Origin of the sequence: Pseudomonas helleri (assembly GCF_045830615.1) — a bacterium.
In the GTDB taxonomy this organism is placed as follows: Bacteria; Pseudomonadota; Gammaproteobacteria; order Pseudomonadales; family Pseudomonadaceae; genus Aquipseudomonas; species Aquipseudomonas helleri.
The window spans coordinates 5,129,006-5,147,518 of record NZ_CP174501.1 but is presented as its reverse complement, the minus strand read 5'-3'; the positions used below and the strand labels follow the sequence as shown (position 1 = coordinate 5,147,518).

Below are 18,513 nucleotides of genomic sequence, written 5' to 3'. Positions count from 1 at the left end.
TCACGCGTTGTGGGTATTACCCGGCAACGCGGGCAGCTTGGCCAGACGCAACGCCACCAGCAGGGCAATCACCAGCAAAGCGCCGATAAACGCACCGATGCCGTTCCAGCCCGCGTAGTGCCAGAAAAAGCCCCCGGCGGTCCCGGCCACACTCGACCCGGCGTAGTAGCAAAACAGGTACAACGACGAGGCCTGGCCTTTGGCTTTGGTTGCACGGCGGCCGATCCAGCTGCTGGCCACCGAGTGCGCGCCAAAGAAGCCGAAGGTGAACAGCAGCATGCCGATAATCACCAGCGCGATGGGTTCGAACAGCGTCAGCGCGATGCCCGCCAGCATCAGCACAATCACCGCCCACAGCACCTTGCGACGGCCCAGCTTGTCCGCCAGCGCGCCAATCTGCGCCGAACTGTAAATGCCCGACAAGTACACCACCGAGAGCAAGCCCACCACGGCCTGGTTCATGTTGTACGGGTCAGCCAGCAAGCGATAACCGATGTAGTTGAACAGCGTCACAAAGCTGCCCATCAGCAAAAATGCTTCGAGAAACAGCCACGGCAAACCGGCGTCACGAAAGTGCATGGTGAAGCCGTTCAACAGGCTGCGCGGGTTCATGGTTTGCGGGCGGAAGTTACGCGATTCCGGCAAGATCTTCACAAACACCATGGCCAGCACCAACGCCAGGCCGCCAATCACCAGCATCGCCGTGTGCCAGCTGACAAAGTCGATCAACACGCCGGTGATCAAACGCCCGCTCATCCCGCCAATCGCATTGCCGCCGATGTACAACCCCATCGCCAGGCCAATGTGCTGCGGGTGGATTTCCTCGCTCAAGTAGGTCATAGCAACGGCGGCCAGCCCGCTCAGCGACAAGCCCACCAGTGCGCGGGTAATCAGTACGCCTTCCCAGCTCGGCATCCACGCACTGAGCACAGTGAACACCGCCGCGCTGAACAGTGCCGAGACCATCACCGGCTTACGCCCGATGGCATCAGAAATAGGCCCCGTCACCAACAGGCCGATAGCCAGCATCCCGGTGGCCACCGACAAAATCAGACTGCTTTGCGCGGCGTTGATCCCGTATTCATGGGACAGCATCGGCATCATCGGCTGCACGCAATACAGCAAAGCAAACGTCGCAAAGCCCCCCGAGAACAGCGCCAGCACCGTGCGCATAAACATCGGCGTGCCTTTCTCGATAAAAACGTCATTGAGTTGAGCGACAACATCATCCAGCGCCGTGGGCGGGATTTCATGAGCGAGCGGGGCGACAGCAGTTTTCACGGGGACCTCATAACGCGTATAGCCAAACGGCAATGGCAAAAGAATATAGCCAGCTAACGATTCTTTCCAATATATTATTCGACCTGTTTGATAGGTTTAACGACTCAATGGAGCTTGCATGGAACTGCGCCATTTACGCTATTTCATCGCCGTCGCCGAAGAACTGCACTTTGGCCGGGCCGCCCAGGTGCTGGGCATCTCTCAACCGCCGCTGAGCCAGCAAATACAGGCGCTGGAAGAAGAACTGGGGGCGCGGCTGTTTGAACGTACCAACCGTCGGGTTGCCCTCAGCGAAGCCGGGCGATTGTTTCTCGACGAAGCGCGCCAAGTGCTGGCGCAGGTGGATAAAGCCGCCGACGTCGCTCGCCGTGCGCAACTGGGCGAACTGGGGGAAATGAAAATTGGCTTCACCTCTTCAGCGCCGTTTAATTCAAGTATCCCGCAGGCCATTTTTGCCTTTCGTCAGGCCTTCCCGGCGGTGCACTTAAACCTCCTGGAAATGAGCAGCCGCGACGTGGCTGAGGCATTGGTAGAAGAGTCGATAGAAATCGGCGTCATGCGCCCGTTTCCCCTGGCGGACTCGCTGGTGGCCGTGGAACTGTTCCGCGAGCCATTGGTGGCGGTCATCCAGGCCGAACACCCGCTGGCCGAAGGCAGCGAAAGCGGCCTCTACATCGGGGCATTGGCTGACGAACCGTTCGTCTTCTTCCCGCGCAGTTATGGCAGCGGGCTATATGCACAACTGCTGAGCCTGGCGCGCCAGGCCGGATTCAGCCCGCACATCGCCCAAGAAGCGGGCGAAGCCATGACCATCATTGGCTTGGTCTCTGCGGGGTTGGGCGTGTCCGTACTGCCCGCATCGTTCCAGCACATGCGCATCAAAGGCGTGGTCTACCGTCCTCTGCTCGACGCCGACTCCAGCACCGCCGTGTGGCTGGTGCAACGCAAAGGCAACCCCTCGCCAATGGCCAAAGCGTTTGCTGAACTAGTGACACGCAAGATGGTGAAGCCCTAAGAATGAACGGATATCGCTGACATAACAAAAAGGCCTTCCTGACGAGAGGGAGTGTTAGGGGCTGATTCTTTGGGTGGGTTTTTTGGGTTAAACAAACAAGCGCGACTGATAGCCAAAGACTGGAAGGAGTACACCCTTTGACCGAAAAATTCACCCGCTGGGACAGCGCCGAATTCCTCAAAACTGAAGAGGATATAGGTTATTACCTTGAAGCTTGCATGGAGGAGGCTGGCGATGACCCTGCTTTTATTGCCAAAGCCCTTGGCACCATTGCGAGAGCGCGTGGCATGAGCCAAGTAGCGCGTGATGCAGGTCTTTCAAGAGAAAGCTTGTACCGAGCGCTGTCCGGGGAGGGCAACCCGGAATTTGGAACCATTCTCAAAGTAGCCAAGGCGCTGGGGCTAAAACTACACATCTCCAAGTGAACGGATGGGGCCTTCCTGATTCGGTTAGCGCCATATCACGGTTCATGCCGACGTCTGCGATCGGCAGCGCAGCGGCCAAGATCAAAAGATCGCGAGCAAGCTCGCTCCTACAGGGTGGTGTGGCGCACACAAATCTTGTAGGAGCTGACGAGGTACGAAGGCTGCGATCGGCTGCGCAGCGGCCGTAAAGCCATTCACAACGGCCACGATCAAAAGACCGCAGCCTGTGAACGTTTTTTACCCGGCCAATAACTTATCCACAGACGCTTTGACCTGATGGATCAAGTGCACCACCGCCAACGCCACGTCGCGGTTCAGGCCTTGCAGGTTATCGGCCGACGCATACGCCGTCGCAAGCGCGCACCGCAACAGTTCGTCAGTGTGTTCGAGGTTTTGTTCGTATTCGGGGGTGTGAGTCATGGTTTTACTCCGCTAAAAAGTTTGGGAGCTTTCACCATTTGCTTGCACACAAAGAGGGTGGCAGCTGTACGCGGGTGTGCAAGACCGGTCGATATAGAGCGGAGTTCCGGCAGGCCCGAAGACCTCCCACGTACAGCCACCATGAAACTGATTTTTCTGGCAGTCATTGTCTGGCTCTAACTTCGATTCGAACTTGCACGTCCGGCCATCCATGAGGGATGACGAACCGCAGGCTAGCGATCGAAACAGGCAGGCGCAAGGCCAAGGGATTCTCTAGGAATAGTCCTGTAAAGGAAAGAGACGAGACCTGCGAGTGACTGGGTGAGGCTGGAGATTGAGACATGCGCGGTCATAAAACTCGCCTGGTCCCTTAAAGGCAAAGTTGCTCAGAATCGTTTCTTTTACTTCGGGTTCAACCAATGCCCCTCCTTTATCAGCCAAAAGAAGGCAGCGTACTTATTTGTGACTTCAGGGGCCATGAAGTACCTGAAATGGTCAAAATCAGGCCTGTTGTGGTTATTCGTAAACACCGCACCAATAAACAGTTGGTGACGGTTATTCCTCTTAGCACAACTGAGCCCCAATCCATGCTGGGGCATCACCTTGAGTTGCAGAGTCATTTGCAGGGAGCGAACCCTATGTGCTGGGCAAAATGCGACATGCTGTCGACCGTTAGCCTCGCTCGACTGGATCGAATAAAAACGCGAGACCGTCAGGGCCGTCGTTGTTATGTGGTTTCACAACTTGAAACAGATGAGTTTATTGCAATCAAAGCCGCAGTCCGCTGCGCTCTCGGCTTGTGACGCGCGTTTGATTCGACCGACGGAACGTACTCAAGGTTGCCTTTAGCCTCCTTCAGCGCAATACTCGCCACGTTCCCGAAAGGGGCTTGTGAGACTCGGAGGATCCTGGGCAACCAGCCATCACCGAGCCGGACAGACACAGCGCGATGACAAGCCAGTCTGTTTGTGAATAAGGCGCCGCGAGGCGCCTTTGTCGTTTCTGGGGCCAGCCCCCAGACGCTCAATTCACCTTCGACAAATCGCCTTTCAGCGCCACGCCCGCAATGATCGCGCCTGCGTGGCATTCGTAGGTTTTCGGGTCTTTGCGTTCGTTGCGTTTGTAGTAGCTGGTGATGTCGGTCACGGCGTTGGCACCGGCTTTTTTGGCCGCGTCATGCAGGGTGATCAACGCCGATTGCAGCGCCCAGGAACACGCCTGGTAGTCAGTTTTGTTGAAGGCGTTGGTCTTTTTGTTGGTCACAGCGCCGGGGCTGAGTACGCTGACTTTGCCGCTCGGCGTGTTGCCCGCGAGGTAAAACTTGACGCTGCCGTCGATTTTGCCGGTGCTGATGGCTTCGGTGACCACCTGATCAAACGGCAAGTACAAGGTGGTGTCGCGGGCCTGGCTCACGGCAGGCAGGGCGGACAGCAGAAGGGTGGCAGCTGCCAACGTTTTGATGTGCATAGGGGGTCTCCTTGACCTCATGACCAGCGGCGAAAAATCAATGAGGTGTTGACGCCGCCGAAGGCAAAATTGTTGTTCATCACATAGTCGTTGTGCATCACGCGACTTTCGCCGCGCAGGTAGTCCAGTTCAGCGCAGCGTGGGTCTACGTTGTGCAGGTTCAGCGTGGGCACGTAGCGGTCGCGGTTCATCATCTCGATGCTGAACCACGACTCCAGCGCGCCACAGGCCCCCAAAGTGTGGCCCAAAAAACTCTTTTGCGAGCTGATGGGCATGTGTTTGCCAAACACGTCATGGGTGGCCTGGGTTTCGGCGATGTCGCCTTGATCGGTGGCGGTGCCGTGACCGTTCACATAGCCGATGGCCTGAGCGGCAAGTCCCGCGTCTTCCAGCGCCAGTTCCATGGCCCGGCGCATGGTGCTGACCTCGGGGCGGGTGGTGTGCTGGCCGTCTGCGTTGCTGCCAAAACCGACGATTTCAGCATGGATGTGCGCACCGCGGGCCAGCGCATGTTCCAGCTCTTCGAGCACCAGCATGCCGCCCCCTTCGCCGATCACCAGACCATCGCGGCCACTGTCATAGGGGCTTGGGCTGGTGTGCGGGGCGTCGTTTTTAAGGCTGGTGGCGTACAGCGCGTCAAACACCATGGCTTCGGTGGGGCACAACTCTTCTGCGCCGCCTGCGAGCATCAACGGCAGGCGGCCGAACTTGATGGCTTCGTAGGCATAACCAATGCCCTGGCTGCCGCTGGTGCAGGCGCTGGAGGTCGGGATTAACCGCCCGGTAAGGCCAAAGAAAATGCTGATATTCGCTGCCGTGGTGTGCGGCATCATGCGCACGTAGCTGTTGGCGTTAAGACCTTCGGCCACTGAGTTGAGCAACATGTTGCCGAAGGCTTTGATTTCGTCCGTGCTGCCGGTGGACGAACCACACGCCACGCCCATGCGCCCGTCCTGAATGATCGGGTTGCCCAGCAAGCCCGCGTCTTGCAAGGCCTGCTCCGCTGCCCCCACCGCCAGGCGCGAGACGCGGCCCATGCTGCGCAGTTGTTTGCGGGTCCAGTGTGGGGGCACGGAAAAGTCATCAATGGGCCCGGCCAAACGGGTGTTGAGTTCGGTAAAGCGGTCCCATTCGTCCATGCGCCGAATGCCGCTGCGCCCCGCCTCAAAATGGGCTGCGATGCTGGCCCAGTCACTGCCCAACGAGGTAATGCCGGCCATGCCGGTAACGACGACGCGCTTCATCAGCACAAGCCTCCGTTGACGGCCAGCACCTGGCGGGTGATATAGCCCGCTTCGGCCGACATCAAAAAGTTGACCGCCCCGGCGACTTCTTCCGGAGTGCCCATGCGTTGGGCAGGGATCATTTTCATCAGTTCTTCAACGGGTACATTCTCGTCCAGCATGGCGGTGTCGATCAGGCCCGGCGCCACACAGTTAACCGTGATTTTGCGCTTGCCCAGTTCAATGGCAAGGGCTTTGGCGGCGCCGATCAGCCCGGCTTTGGAGGCGCTGTAATTGACCTGGCCGCGATTGCCGATCAGGCCCGACACCGAGGTGATGCACACAATGCGCCCGGCCTGACGACGGCGGATCATGGGCATCATGACCGGGTGCAGGACGTTGTAAAAGCCGTCGAGGTTGGTGCGCATCACCACGTCCCAATCGTCTTCGCTGAGGGCCGGAAACGCGCCGTCACGGGTCAGCCCGGCATTGAGCACCACGCCGTAATAAGCACCGTGGGCGTCGACATCGGCTTCCAGTATTGCCCGGCACTGGGCGCGGTCCGACACGTCGAACTGCAACACGCGGGCGTTGCGGCCCAGCGCTTGCACGTGTGCCATGACGCTGTCGGCTTCGCTGCGCCCACTGCGACAATGCAGCACCAGATCGAAACCGGCCTGAGCCAGACGCAACGCGATGGCACGGCCAATGCCACGGCTAGAGCCAGTGACCAAAATGGACTCAGTCATGGCGAGCCTCCTGAGATGCTTGAGCAAGGTAGTTTTCAGCCTGAGGCGGACGGAACACGTTCAGGCGGGCGGTGGCGTGGATCTGTGGGCCGGTCAGGTGGCACTCAAACACGCCCATGCCGTTGTCGTCTTCGAGCGAGCGCACGGCGTGGATCTGTAACTCGGCGCCGAGCGGGAAGTGCTCCACGTTGCATTCAAACTTGCGGGTGCCGAGCAAAAAGCCCAGCGCCACGGGGTTGCCTGCCTGACGCGCGCGGCAACCGGCATAGGCGGCCACGCTTTGCGCCATCAACTCGACGCCGACCCAGGCCGGCAGGCTGCCGTCTGCGCGGTTAAACAGGCCGCCAGAGCGGACAGTTACCCGGGTGTGGATGGTTTCTTCATCAAATGCCAGCACGTGATCGATCAAGATCATGTCGCCAGCGTGGGGCAGCAATTCGGCGAGCGGCCAATCAATCATGGAGCGTCTCCGATAATCAGGCTGACGTTATTACCGCCGAAGGCAAACGAGTTGCTCATCAGGCAGCGTGGGTGTTCGGGGGCCAGGGTAAGGCCTGGGGTGACCCAGTTCAGCGCGGGCAACTGCGGGTCGGGCTGGCCATCCCAGAGGTGCGGGGGCAAGGCGTTACCGTGGCTCAGGCTCAACCAGCAAAACGCGGCCTCCAGCGCCCCGGCTGCACCCAGTGTGTGGCCGGTCATAGGTTTGGTTGACGAGCACGGTACACCGTGTGGGAACACCTGGGCCACGGCCTGGCTTTCCATGGCGTCGTTGTGCTGGGTTGCCGTGCCATGCAGGTTCAAGTAGCCGATCTGGATGGCCTGCAACCCTGCACGCTGCAAGGCCTGGCGCATGGCGTTGACCGCGCCCCGGCCGCTGGGCTCTGGGGCAGAAATATGGTGCGCATCCGAGCTGGCGCCTGCGCCCAGCAAGGCGATCGGTTGCACGCCGCTGGCCTGTTTGCTCATTAAAAACAGGGCCGCGCCTTCGCCAATATTGATGCCGCGACGGTTGACCGAAAACGGGTTGCAACGCTCATCGGCCACGGCTTCAAGGGCTGCAAAGCCATTGAGGGTCAGCGTGCATAAACTGTCGACGCCGCCGCACAGCACCACGTCGCACAGGTTCATGCGCAGCAGGCGCTGGGCGCTCATCAGGGCGCGGGCGCTGGAGGTGCAAGCCGTCGAAATGACGTAGGTCGGCCCGCTGATGTTCAGCCACGCGGCCAGAAACTCAGCCGGTGCGCTTAGCTCTTGCTGGCGGTAGTCGTAAACGCTGGGGAAATGCTGGTGCTGCGCGTAGTGGGCAATGCCATGGCAGGCTTCGTCGATGCCCGAGGTGCTGGTGCCCAGCACGACAGCGATGCGGTCACGGCCATAGGTCTGGATCGCCTGCTCGATGTCATCGCCAATCTGCAATGCCGCCTCAAGCAATAGCTGATTATTGCGGCTGTTGTGGCGGGCAAGGTGTGCCGGGATCGCTGGTAACTCGCCTTGCACCTGCGCCACCGTGACCGGGCGCTCAGGGATCCAGCCGGCTGTTTGCTGCATGCCCGAGCAGTCACCGGCAAACAGGTGCTGCGCGACGTCCTTGGGCCCGCGGCCCAGTGAACAAACGATGCCCAGTGCATTCAGGTACGCAGTCATGGGGCCGTCTCGGTGTTGAGTGGGCTGAGGGTGTAGTGCACGCCATTGTCCAGATCGATGCTAAACACCTGCGGTTGTACATAGTGCACCTGCCAGCGGCGGTCGAGCGTACGGCGATCAGCGCTGGAGGTTGCCTGCGGGTAAGTGTCGGCCAATTGGTCGGCAGGCGTGAGTGCAAACAGCAGCGCGGCGAACAGCTCCCGGGCCTCGGGGTTGGGCGGCAGCAAACCGTCTGCTTGCCAGTGCTGGTTGTGCAGTAATTGCCGTGCCAGCGGGATCCCCAGCGGGTCCATCAATGACCAGCGTAGCCCGGCGTCCTCTTGCTGAATCACCAGCAGCCAGTCCTGGCGCTGTTCGGCCTGCTGACGCTGGACATGCAACTGCATCGGCAGCGCCAGGCTGGGTGTGTGTTTGGGCAAGGGCAGGCTGGTGCAGCCACTTAACAGCAGGAGCATGAAGATGCCAAGGGCTGCGAACAGGCTATAACGGCGTGTCATTGAGCTTTGCCTTGCAACGGTTTGCGGGCCACCACGTTGACCAGGGTTTCTTCCCGCTGGCCCACCGGCTTGGCAGAACGCAGGCCAAAGCGTTCCAACAGCCCGAAATCGGTCGCACGACTCCACCACAGGTAGGGGTAAGAGACGTTCTGCGCGTCAAATTCAAAGCCCTGGTCGCGGATCATTTCCAGGTATTGCGCCGCGCTTTTCTGCACGTGCATGGGGTGGCGGAACAGCCAGCGAATCACCCAGGTGTCGATGTAGGCTTCGGTGGACTCGGCGAACAGCAAATAGCCGCCCGGCTTGAGCACGCGATAGAACTCGGCCAGCGCCCGGTCTTGTTGCACCAGGTGGTGGAAGGTCTGGTGACAGAACAGCAGGTCGACGCTGGCATCGGGCACGTTCAGTTCAGCGCAGTCGCTGCCGATCAGCTCAACGTCGAACCCTTGGCGGCGGGCCTCTTCGCGGCTCAGCTCAAGGCTCAGCGGATCGGCATCGAGCCCGATCAAACGCTTGGGGGCGAAGGTTGCCTGCAGGTACTGGAACGACTTGCCCTGCCCGCAACCGGCATCCAGGATGACCGGCGCAGACGGCGGCGGCTCGCTGAACAAGCCGCGCAAGTCATTGATCGCCACCCGCAGTACATGGTGCTGCCAGGTGTGGCTGCGCAAAAACCAAAACCCGAACCGGGTTTCTTCTACGTAGGTATCGCTAAGGGGTTTCATGAGGCCTCCGTGGCAATGAAGAATAACGCGGGGTGTGCGGCGTTTGCTGACCGGCCCACGGCGCGAGCATAAAGCTGAAGGCCAGGCCAAGGCTCACCGACAGCCCGAAGTTGCTGACCGCTGGCGTGCTGGACACCGCCAGCAAACCGAACGACAGCCAGGTAGTCAGCGCGGCGAGCAAGGTGCCGAGCAGGCTGACGGCAGCCCCGCCGATGTGTTCACGCATCAAAATCGCGTAGTCGACGCTGATCGCCGTCACCAGCAATAACCCGAACAGGCTGAACAGGGTCAGTGGCTGCCCCAACCAGCCGAGGCTGGCCACGCTGCACAACGCGGCTAACAGCGGCAGTGCAACAATGCGCAGCGCGCCGCTTAAGCCAAAGGGCGCGATCAACAGCAAGACGATCAGCACGCACGACAACAGCTTCAGTTCTGCCGCGCTGATCTGGGTGGCCGCGAACACGCCATTCAAGTCGCCCAAGCGGTCCACCCACTGCACGCCGGGCAGGCCCTGGGCCTGTTCGCGCAACAGGTCGGGGTTGTTCAAGCCTTGCAGGCTGACCATGGCGGCCACGCCGTTGCCCTGTTTGCCCAGCCACAACGCGCGCCACGGTTCGGCCAATGGCCCGGTGAGCGCGGCGTCGATAGTTTGCTCGGGCAACGCTTCTAACTGTGCGAGTTCATGTTGCAGCGCGGCCTCGGGCACGCCCAGTTCCAGCAGCGGTTGCCAGTGCTGTGGCAGTTGCTTCAAGGCCGTGCGCAGGTGTTGTTGCTCGCTCGGCAGGCTGACCAATTGGCCCAGGGCCAAATAGCCTTGCAGCTGGCCGGTGCTGACCAGTTGATCCAGCCTCTCGCGCAGCACGGTTTGGCGCTCAAGCAGTTGCTGCTCATTGTCGGCCCGCACCAAAAAGAACTGGCTGGTCGGTTGGTAGCCGGTAATGCGCGCAATGGCCTGGGCGTGTGCCGTTAGTTGAGGCGGTGCACCGACCCATTGGCGAATATCGTTTTTGCTGGTCAGCTGCCACACGCCCGCTGCGCAAAAGGCCAGCAACAAGGCCAATAGCGCGGGCGTGGGGACTTTTTTCAACAGCGCTGCCCGTGTATCCAGCAGGCGTTGCGCGAGGCGTAACGGCCATTGCGCGGGCTGTAACGTCATACCGTTGAGCAGCGCGGGTAGCAGGCACACGGCGCTCAGATACGCCCCGACCAAGCCTGCGGCCGAGAAGATCGCGATTTGGGTCAACGCGGGAAACGGGGTAAACGCCAAGGCCAGATAACCGATGCAACTGGTGGCCAGGCTCAGGCTCAAGCCGGGCAATGTCAGGCGCACGGCAGGCCAACTGCGCCACGGTTTCAGGCTCCAGCTTTTAGACAGGTAATGCAGCGGGTAATCGACGGCCACGCCGATCAGGCTGGAGCCCAGCACTAACGTCATCACGTGCAGGCTGCCAAACAAACCGACGCAGGCCACGGCGCCAAACAGCATGCCCACCAGCACCGGAACAAAGGCCAGCAGCACGCGCCAGCGGCGGAATGCGAGCAGCAACAGGAGCAAAATTCCGAAGGTGGCCCCGCCGCCCACCCAAGTGATCTCACGGGTGGCCTGTTGTTGGCCGCTGGCGGCGTAGAGCAGGCCACTGGCGGCGAGTAGCTGCACGTTCTGGCTGGCGGCCTGTTCGCGGCTGTGCTCAACCAGTGCGGCTACTTGCAGGGGCAGTTTCATGTCAAAGGCATCGCCCTGCGTGCGGGCGCGCAGCAATACCCAGCTGTTGCCGTCGGCGTCAGCGATCAAGGCGCCGCTGCCGATGTCCAGTTGCACCGCGCCGCGTTGCGGCTGGCTGTTCTGGATGCGCCCGGTCAGGCCCAGCCAATCGTCCTGGCTGGGCACCAGGCTAAAGCCGCTGAACGGGTCGAACAGCGCTTGCACCCGTTGCTGGATAAAGGCGTCAGGGTGTTCGATCAGTTGTGTGCGGTCAGCTTGCGCGAGCATTGCCAGGCGACCGCGCAGCAGTTGCTCGCGCAGGGCGGGCAAGTCGGCTTGCAGGTTCCACTGGACTTTTTCAAACAGCCCGCTGGCCTGCCACTGCTCGCCCAACTGGCGAGCGGTGTTAATGGCTTGCTGGCGATCGGCGCTGCCCACCAGCAGCAGCACCTCTCGGTTAAGGGGTTCTTGCATGCGCTGCTCGGCGCTCTGAAGCAGTGCGTCCGGAGTGTGGCCGGGCACCAGTTCCATCAGGTTGGCCGACAGCGGCGGGCCATGCCGCCATTGCCAGCCGGCCAGGGCGAGCACGGCCAGCAGCAGGATCAAAAAGCCCCGGGGCAACCAGCGTTCACTGCGCAAAGTCGTGCAGCTCCGCGTCGCTCAAGGGTAAGTGGCTGATGCTGTTTTGCAGCTTCAGCACGGTGCTGTCGCCTTGGGTTTCCTGTAACTCGATGCGTTGCACCCGCTCGCCGCCGTCGATGTTGATCTGTGTGAACACCTGCTTGAGCAACAGCGAGCGCGGGGTCAGGGTGAGCGTCCACTGCGTCGGTTGGCCTTGCAGGCGCAGCTCGAAATCACGCGCAAGCCCGCTGCTGTCGCCTTGCAGCACGGCCAGGAACAGGCGGTTCTGCTCGGCGCCTGCGCTCTTGCCGGGGAGCATTTGCCACTCGCTGCCATTGCGTCGGGCAATGCCGAGGGCGGTGATGCGGTAGTCCTGCTTCAGCGGGGAGTTGAGTTGCCACAACAGGCCGTGATCTTTGGCCAGCACAAAGGTGCCGGTGCTGGTCAACGGCTTGGGTAGCGCGCGCAGGTGTTTTTCCTGGATGAAATCACCGTGGATCACCTGCGGCCTGGCCAGTTGATCGCTCAGTTGTTGCAGGTCGAAGGCGTGGGCCAATGGTGATAATCCGAGCAGCAGCGCCGTGCACAAAGCGCGAACGAACGTGCGGTCAGTTCCCTCTCCCTCCGGGAGAGGGCTAGGGTGAGGGGTTTTTGATCGCCAAAAAAAGATCATGCCAGCACCTTCGCAATCGCATCGATCAAGCATTTGGGCGACGCCAGTTGCATCTCCCGGTCGGCAATCCTGACCGCGACCTGCACCGTGCAGGCGCGGGTCAGGCGTTCGCCGGTGGCCGCATCGGTAATCAGGTAGTTGATCTTCAGACGGTTCTCCCACTCCACCAGGCTGGCGCGCACGTTGATCCGTTGGCCGAAAGTGGCACCGCGCACATAGCGCAGTTGCAGGTCGATCACCGGCCACGCGTAGCCCGCGTCGAGCATCTGCGTGTAGTTGTGCCCGATGTGATCGAGCAAGGCGCAGCGGGCGACTTCGAGGTATTTGACGTAATGCCCGTGCCACACCACGTGCATGGTGTCGATGTCGAAAAACGGCACCAGGACTTCGGTGTCGACGTGCAAAACGCCTTTGCTACGCATGCAGCCTCCAGTGTTGTTGGGCAATACGGGCCAGGCACAGGCGCAGTTCGGTTTCCAGTGCGCGGTCTTCAATGACGGGGGCGAAATCCTTGGCCAGTTCAGCGTGCATGTCGGCCAGTGCGGAGGGTAGCGGGCGGGCGTCTGCGTCGCGGCTGCGCAGCCACACACCCTGGTGGGCAGCCAGCAAGGTCGCGGCGGCCACTTGCTCGGTCAGCTCCAGTACACGAATGGCGTCACGGGCGGCGATGGTGCCCATGCTCACTTTGTCCTGGTTGTGGCATTCGGTTGAGCGCGAGAAGACGCTGGCCGGCATCGTGTTTTTCAGGGCTTCGGCGGTCCAGGCGCTGGCGCCGATCTGCACCGCTTTAAAGCCGTGGTTGAGCATCGCCCGTTCGGCGCTGGCGCCCGAGAGGTTGCTTGGCAAGCCGTGGTTGTAACGTACGTCTACCAACAGCGCGAGTTGGCGATCAAGCAGGTCGGCCACGTTGGCCACCAGGGTTTTGAGGCTGTCCATGGCGAAGGCAATGTGCCCGCCATAGAAGTGCCCGCCGTGCAGCACGCGTTCTTCTTCGGCGTCGATGATCGGGTTGTCGTTGGCGCTGTTGAGTTCGACTTCGATAAACCCGCGCAGCCAGTTCAGGCTGTCGGCCAGCACGCCCAGCACATGGGGCGCGCAGCGCAGCGAGTAACGGTCTTGCAGGCGATGCAGCGGCGCGGTCGGGGCGTCGATGGCGAGGTCCTGGCGCAACCATGCGGCCACTTGCATTTGCCCTGGATGCGGCTTGGCGGCGAACAGACGCTCATCGAAGTGTTCAGGGTTACCTTGCAACGCCACCACATTGAGTGCAGTGATGCGGGTTGCCAACTTGAGCAGGTAATCGGCGCGGGCGTACGCCAGGCACGCCAGGCCGGTCATCACGGCCGTGCCGTTCATCAGCGCCAGCGCTTCCTTGGGTCGCAGCACCAGCGGCGTCCAGCCCAGTTCGCGGTGCACGTCAGCCGCCAGGCGGCGCTCGCCGTTGAACATGACCTCGCGCTCGCCCGACAAGGTGGCCGCCACATAAGACAACGGCGTAAGGTCACCGCTGGCGCCTACCGAGCCCTCTTCGGGGATGAGCGGCAAAATGTCGTGGGCGATAAACCCTTGCAGGCGCTCCAGCAGTTCAACGCGTACCCCGGACACCCCGTGGCACAGCGACTGCAAGCGGGCGGCCAGCACGGCGCGGGTCGCCTGGGCATCAAGCATTTTGCCCAGGCCACAGCCGTGGAAGGTGTAGAGGTGACGTGGCAGCGCTTCGACATGCTCCAGCGGCACCGCCACCACGCACGAGTCGCCGTAGCCGGTGGTCACGCCGTAAATCACGCCCTCTTTGTCGAGCAATGAATCGAGAAAGCGCGCGCCTTTGGCGATGCGCTCGCGGTATTCGGCGTCGTCTTGCAAACGGGTCGGCACCTGACGATTGGCCAGTGCCAGCACGTCTTCAATGCGCAATGGGGTTTGGCCGAAGGTTACTGGCTTATGCTGATGCGTCGTCATCGGTTTTCCAGAAAGGGTAAAAGTTAAACCATTGTTGCGGCGCTTCAAGGCAGTAATGCCCCAGCCGTTCGGCATAGCGCGCCGCCCACTCGGCGATCACCTGTTCGCGGTCGCTGCGCCGCCACTCAATGGCCTCGGCGAAGGGTTCGATAACCACTCGATAGCGGCCTTGGTGTTTCAGGCAAAACAATAAAGTGACCGGGCACTTGAGCAACCCGGCCAGCAACCACGGGCCTTGCGGGAAGGGCGCCGGGTGGCCGAGAAAGTTGACCTGCGCGGTGCGTGCGCCATGCAGCGGCACGCGGTCACCGGCAATGGCCAGCCACTCGCCGTTTTCCAGGCGTTGGCTCAATTGCAGCATGACGCCGGGGTTGAGCTCGCTGACTTGAATCAGCCGCACATGCGTGGCCCCGGCCTCGCCCAGCAAACGGTTGAAGTGCTCGGCATGGCGGGTGTGCACCAGCACGTTCAGGGTGATTTTCTCGCCCAGTTCAGCGAGGGCCCGGCACACCTCAAGGTTGCCCAAATGAGCGCCCACCAGCATTTGCCCGCGCTCACTGCGCATTTGCTCGCGCAGCCGGGCAGGGTCGATGATCTCGATGTCTTGGGTCTTGAGGCGGCCGTTCCACACGTCGAGCTTGTCGAGCAGCGCGTCGGCAAACGCCATGAACTGGCCGAACACCCGCCACGGCGTGGGGCGCAAGGCGGGCTGCCCGCTCCAGTCGGCCAGGTGCTGCTGGTAGTGCCAGATGCTGCGTCGGGCTTTGCGGCCGAAGACAAAAAAGTACAGCACGATGGCGTACAACACGGGGGCCAGCAGGCGGCGACCGAGTACTTTGACCCCGAAGGCCGTGAGCTTCATCAGCCAAAAATTGCCCCGCTCTTTATGCTCGGCCCAATGCTGTGGTGTCTCGCTCATGCCCGCCAGCGCCTCCATAGAATGCTCGGCAAACGCACTAACATGCCGAAGAACAGCTTGGTGTGCATGGCTGAGATCAGGGCGTTGTCATGGAACAGGCGAAAGTGCGACAGGCCGTCTTGCGGGTAATGCACCTTGGTCGCCAGCCACTGCATCGGCTGGTTGCGCCACGCCAGACGCACGAGGATCTCGGGGTCGAAGTCCATGCGTTTGCCCAGCTTGACCGAGTCCAGCAGCGCCAGTGTCGGCGCCAGCGGGTACACCCGAAAGCCGCACATCGAGTCGGGAATACGCAGTGACAGGCTGTTGATCCACACCCACACATGGGTCAGGTAGCGTGCATATAAACGGCCTTTGGGCACACTTGCGTCGTATTGCGGGTAACCGCAGATCAGCGCCTCGGGGTTGTGCTGTGAGGCCTGGATAAAGGTCGAGACATCACTGAGGTCGTGCTGGCCGTCGGCATCGACTTGCAGCGCATGGGTAAAGCCCAGGCGCGAGGCCTCGCGCAAACCGGCCATGACGGCGCCGCCTTTGCCTTGGTTGACGGCCAGGCGCACCAAGTAGATGTGCTCGTGCCGGGCCAGCTCGGTGAGCACGGCGCTGCACGCGGGGCTGCTGGCGTCGTCGACCAGCACACAGGGCAAACCTGCGGCCTGCAACGCCTCGACCACGGCGGGCACAGCGGTTTCATGGTTATACACCGGGATCACGGCGCAGGGGTTATGCACAGGCGGCCTCCAAAACAATACGGCCACTGGAGCAGGCGGCGTTGGCGTTGCGGTAGGCAAAGTGCAATTTGCTGCGTTCGCGATCAAAGCGCAGGGTCAACTCGATTTCATCGCCGGGGCGCACCAGTTGCTGAAACTTGAGCACTTCCATCCCGGCAAAGCGGGGCGGCAGGTCGAGCAGTTGCTGGCCCAGGTTGATGGCCCAGTCCACTTGCACCACGCCGGGTAGCACCGGGGTTTTGGGGAAGTGCCCGCTAAAATACGCAAGGTCAGGCGGGATCGACAGGTTGAGTGTCCAGCCGTCATCGCCGAGGTGTTGGCTGAGTACTTCAGGCAGCGTTGGCCGTGGCGCCAGCAGCAACGCATCGACCTGCGCTTGCGGCAGTTTGCCTTGGCTGGTGAGCGGCATTTGCCGCAGCAACCGCCAGCGGCGCGGCAATGCCAGCGCTTCACAATAGGGCCCAAGGTGCTGGCGCAGGGCTTGGGTCAGGGCTCGGCGGCCGTGTTCACGCAGGGCAAACAGCCCGCTGTGGCTGAGCACCAGCAAGGCACCCAGCGAGGCGCGGTTTTCATTGACCACGCCCAAGCGTGCTTCCGCAACCCATGGATGGGTGCTCAAGGCGTGTTCCAGCAGGGGCAGCGAGATGCGTTTTTCTTCGAGTTTGACGATGCGGTCCAGACGCCCCAGCAGTTCAAAGCGCCCGTCGGCTTCAATGCGCGCCGCATCGGCCGTTTGCTCGACATGGCCTGCCATCAGGTACGGCGAGGCGATGCGCAGCGCGCCGTCCTCACTCTGGCTTAGATGGACCCCGGCAAACGGCTGCCACAAGGTTGGACCCTGGCGCCATGCAATGCCGCCGGTTTCTGAGCTGCCAAAAATCTCGGTTGGCCATTGACCCAAGCGCTGCTCCAGCGCATGAGCCGCCTCGGCAGGTAATGCGCCGCCCGAAGAGAACACCCGGCGCACCTGGCTCAAGGCCGGCCAGTCGAGGTTGTCGGCCATGCGCTTGAGCAGGGCGGGGCTGGCCACCCAGGCAAATGCCGCGTGTTCGCGGCTGGCGCGCTGCATGTCTTCGGGGAACGCCAGTTGCTGACGAGTAAAGACCCGGCCCGCACACAGCGGCCACAACACGCGGAACAACAGCCCATAAATATGCTGCGCGGCCACGCTGGCGATGATGCACGCATCGCCCAGTTCATGGCCCCACAATTGCTCGAGGGTTTCTACCTCATTGGCCATTTGCCGCAGGCTTTTGTCGATACGCTTGGGCTCGCCGCTGGAGCCTGACGTGCACAGGCTTAGCTGGCACGCGTCCAGATCCAGCTCGGCTGGGGCCAATGGTGCGCCATACAAGGTGTGCAGCTCGGTGCTGGCGGTCAACCATAGATCGACGTGGCTGGCCCAGCGCTCACGGGTGTGGGCTTGCAGGTCTGCGGGCAATAACACGCTGACCCCGGCGCGCCAGGCGCCCAGCAGCGCAATGGCCAATTCACCCGCGTCGTCCAGGTGCACGGCCATGCGTTGCACGCCGCGTTGCCGCAACCCGCCCGCCAGGCTCAGGGCCTGCGCGCAGAGGGTGTGATGGGTGAACGTCGGTTCAACGCTGACGGTGCGATGGGCATCGCCCTCAAGCAACAGTTGCTCAAGTTTTATCCACTTCATGCCTGGCCTCTTACCTTTTGTCGTATCAGCCATTCAATGGCAAACAGCAGCCCCATCAGCCCGTAGGCGATCAAGCCGTTGTACAACGTCCACCAGCTTAGCGGCGCCCACAGTGTGAGGCTGGCCGCGATCAGGCCGTTGAGCATAAAAAACAGGCACCAGACCTGGGTGACCTGGCGCGTATAACGAATTGCGCTGTCGGGGAGTACCGGCTCACGCAGCCGGGCCAGACGCTCGACCATCGGCGGGCCGAATTTGAGGCTCATGCCAAACAGGCTGAGCATCAGGCTGCTGATGAGTACGGGGTACCAGCGCAGCAGAGCCGGGCTGTTAAACAGCGCCAGCAGCGCACAAAACACCAGCGCGACCCCGGCGATCCACAGGCTGCCGGGGCGTCGTTCACCGGTCAGTACCCGTGCCAGCCACAGGCCGCCAAGCAGCAGCGCAAACTGCCACGGAGCAAAGTGGGCCATGCCGAAATGCACCGCAAAGGGGTACAGCAGGCCCGCCAGCAGCAGGCCCAGGCCGATCAATCGGCTCATGCGTGCGGTTGCACCAAGTGGTAAACCGCTTCAACCACATCGTTGACGGTGCGCACCGATTTAAAGGCTTCGGCGGCAATTTTTTTGCCGGTTTTGCGCTTGATGTGATCGATCAGGTCGACCGCGTCGATGCTGTCGATTTCCAGGTCCTGATACAAATTGGCCTCCAGCGTGACGCGTTCGGGCTCCAGTTCGAAGAGTTCGACCAGGGCGTCGCGCAGGATGTTGAAAATGTCTTCACGGGTTTGCATGGTTCG

General features: G+C 61.5%; 21 protein-coding genes. 3 read left to right on the top strand and 18 right to left on the bottom strand.

The annotated features are described in order from the left end of the window. A complete protein-coding gene (locus ACJJU9_RS23115; protein WP_407731026.1) occupies positions 1 to 1,179 on the bottom strand; it encodes an MFS transporter in 1,179 nt (392 codons plus the stop codon). A gap of 220 nt (positions 1,180 to 1,399) precedes the next feature. On the opposite strand from ACJJU9_RS23115, the gene ACJJU9_RS23110 reads away from it, so the two are divergent. Together ACJJU9_RS23110 and ACJJU9_RS23105 are read left to right on the top strand one after the other, a co-directional pair. Then, positions 1,400 to 2,296 carry a LysR family transcriptional regulator gene (locus tag ACJJU9_RS23110; RefSeq protein ID WP_048366694.1) on the top strand — a complete coding sequence of 299 codons (897 nt, stop codon included), beginning with the start codon at positions 1,400 to 1,402 and terminating at the stop codon, positions 2,294 to 2,296. 137 nt (positions 2,297 to 2,433) lie between these two features. Beyond that, positions 2,434 to 2,721, top strand: coding sequence for an addiction module antidote protein (locus tag ACJJU9_RS23105; protein ID WP_048366693.1), 288 nt, complete (start codon positions 2,434 to 2,436; stop codon positions 2,719 to 2,721). 237 nt (positions 2,722 to 2,958) lie between these two features. Here the strand turns inward: ACJJU9_RS23105 and ACJJU9_RS23100 are convergent, their stop codons facing one another. Next, positions 2,959 to 3,141, bottom strand: coding sequence for a DUF6124 family protein (locus ACJJU9_RS23100; protein ID WP_048366692.1), 183 nt, complete (start codon positions 3,139 to 3,141; stop codon positions 2,959 to 2,961). 419 nt (positions 3,142 to 3,560) lie between these two features. Here ACJJU9_RS23100 and ACJJU9_RS23095 point away from each other — a divergent pair, with 419 nt between their 5' ends. After that, positions 3,561 to 3,944, top strand: coding sequence for a type II toxin-antitoxin system PemK/MazF family toxin (locus ACJJU9_RS23095; protein ID WP_082148601.1), 384 nt, complete (start codon positions 3,561 to 3,563; stop codon positions 3,942 to 3,944). Between the two features lie 220 nt (positions 3,945 to 4,164). On the opposite strand, the gene ACJJU9_RS23090 is transcribed toward ACJJU9_RS23095, so the two are convergent. The 16 genes from ACJJU9_RS23090 to ACJJU9_RS23015 are packed head-to-tail and all read right to left on the bottom strand — an operon-like array spanning position 4,165 to position 18,507. After that, positions 4,165 to 4,608 carry a hypothetical protein gene (locus ACJJU9_RS23090; RefSeq protein WP_048366690.1) on the bottom strand — a complete coding sequence of 148 codons (444 nt, stop codon included), beginning with the start codon at positions 4,606 to 4,608 and terminating at the stop codon, positions 4,165 to 4,167. A 17-nt stretch (positions 4,609 to 4,625) separates the two neighbouring features. Continuing rightward, complete coding sequence (locus ACJJU9_RS23085; protein ID WP_407729617.1) at positions 4,626 to 5,852, bottom strand: beta-ketoacyl-ACP synthase; 1,227 nt, start codon at positions 5,850 to 5,852, stop codon at positions 4,626 to 4,628. Then, entirely contained in the window at positions 5,852 to 6,580 is a 729-nt protein-coding gene (locus ACJJU9_RS23080; RefSeq protein WP_153373525.1) for a 3-ketoacyl-ACP reductase FabG2, read from the bottom strand. The genes ACJJU9_RS23085 and ACJJU9_RS23080 overlap by 1 nt, the downstream gene beginning before the upstream one ends. Further along, on the bottom strand, positions 6,573 to 7,040 hold the full coding sequence (locus ACJJU9_RS23075; protein ID WP_048366687.1) for a hotdog family protein: 468 nt from the start codon (positions 7,038 to 7,040) through the stop codon (positions 6,573 to 6,575). The genes ACJJU9_RS23080 and ACJJU9_RS23075 overlap by 8 nt, the downstream gene beginning before the upstream one ends. Further along, on the bottom strand, positions 7,037 to 8,224 hold the full coding sequence (locus ACJJU9_RS23070; RefSeq protein WP_407729616.1) for a beta-ketoacyl-[acyl-carrier-protein] synthase family protein: 1,188 nt from the start codon (positions 8,222 to 8,224) through the stop codon (positions 7,037 to 7,039). The genes ACJJU9_RS23075 and ACJJU9_RS23070 overlap by 4 nt, the downstream gene beginning before the upstream one ends. After that, positions 8,221 to 8,721 carry a DUF3261 domain-containing protein gene (locus ACJJU9_RS23065; protein WP_407729615.1) on the bottom strand — a complete coding sequence of 167 codons (501 nt, stop codon included), beginning with the start codon at positions 8,719 to 8,721 and terminating at the stop codon, positions 8,221 to 8,223. The genes ACJJU9_RS23070 and ACJJU9_RS23065 overlap by 4 nt, the downstream gene beginning before the upstream one ends. Then, a complete protein-coding gene (locus tag ACJJU9_RS23060; RefSeq protein WP_407729614.1) occupies positions 8,718 to 9,446 on the bottom strand; it encodes a class I SAM-dependent methyltransferase in 729 nt (242 codons plus the stop codon). The genes ACJJU9_RS23065 and ACJJU9_RS23060 overlap by 4 nt, the downstream gene beginning before the upstream one ends. After that, complete coding sequence (locus ACJJU9_RS23055) at positions 9,433 to 11,787, bottom strand: MMPL family transporter (protein ID WP_407729613.1); 2,355 nt, start codon at positions 11,785 to 11,787, stop codon at positions 9,433 to 9,435. The genes ACJJU9_RS23060 and ACJJU9_RS23055 overlap by 14 nt, the downstream gene beginning before the upstream one ends. Continuing rightward, entirely contained in the window at positions 11,777 to 12,475 is a 699-nt protein-coding gene (locus ACJJU9_RS23050) for an outer membrane lipoprotein carrier protein LolA (RefSeq protein ID WP_407729612.1), read from the bottom strand. The genes ACJJU9_RS23055 and ACJJU9_RS23050 overlap by 11 nt, the downstream gene beginning before the upstream one ends. Further along, the gene (locus ACJJU9_RS23045) at positions 12,439 to 12,864 is read right to left on the bottom strand and encodes a thioesterase family protein (RefSeq protein ID WP_048386338.1); all 426 of its coding nucleotides are present in this window, start codon (positions 12,862 to 12,864) and stop codon (positions 12,439 to 12,441) included. Before ACJJU9_RS23045 ends, ACJJU9_RS23050 begins: the two co-directional genes overlap by 37 nt. Continuing rightward, a complete protein-coding gene (gene hutH, locus ACJJU9_RS23040; RefSeq protein WP_407729611.1) occupies positions 12,857 to 14,401 on the bottom strand; it encodes a histidine ammonia-lyase in 1,545 nt (514 codons plus the stop codon). The genes ACJJU9_RS23045 and hutH overlap by 8 nt, the downstream gene beginning before the upstream one ends. Next, positions 14,382 to 15,320: a glycosyl transferase gene (locus tag ACJJU9_RS23035; protein WP_407729610.1), complete on the bottom strand. Its 939-nt coding sequence runs from the start codon at positions 15,318 to 15,320 to the stop codon at positions 14,382 to 14,384. Before ACJJU9_RS23035 ends, hutH begins: the two co-directional genes overlap by 20 nt. After that, a complete protein-coding gene (locus ACJJU9_RS23030; protein WP_407729609.1) occupies positions 15,317 to 16,051 on the bottom strand; it encodes a glycosyltransferase family 2 protein in 735 nt (244 codons plus the stop codon). The genes ACJJU9_RS23035 and ACJJU9_RS23030 overlap by 4 nt, the downstream gene beginning before the upstream one ends. Continuing rightward, positions 16,044 to 17,714, bottom strand: coding sequence for an AMP-binding protein (locus ACJJU9_RS23025; RefSeq protein ID WP_407729608.1), 1,671 nt, complete (start codon positions 17,712 to 17,714; stop codon positions 16,044 to 16,046). The genes ACJJU9_RS23030 and ACJJU9_RS23025 overlap by 8 nt, the downstream gene beginning before the upstream one ends. Then, on the bottom strand, positions 17,711 to 18,256 hold the full coding sequence (locus ACJJU9_RS23020) for a hypothetical protein (RefSeq protein WP_407729607.1): 546 nt from the start codon (positions 18,254 to 18,256) through the stop codon (positions 17,711 to 17,713). The genes ACJJU9_RS23025 and ACJJU9_RS23020 overlap by 4 nt, the downstream gene beginning before the upstream one ends. Then, the gene (locus ACJJU9_RS23015; RefSeq protein WP_123751104.1) at positions 18,253 to 18,507 is read right to left on the bottom strand and encodes an acyl carrier protein; all 255 of its coding nucleotides are present in this window, start codon (positions 18,505 to 18,507) and stop codon (positions 18,253 to 18,255) included. The genes ACJJU9_RS23020 and ACJJU9_RS23015 overlap by 4 nt, the downstream gene beginning before the upstream one ends. Between the last annotated feature and the right edge of the window lie 6 nt (positions 18,508 to 18,513).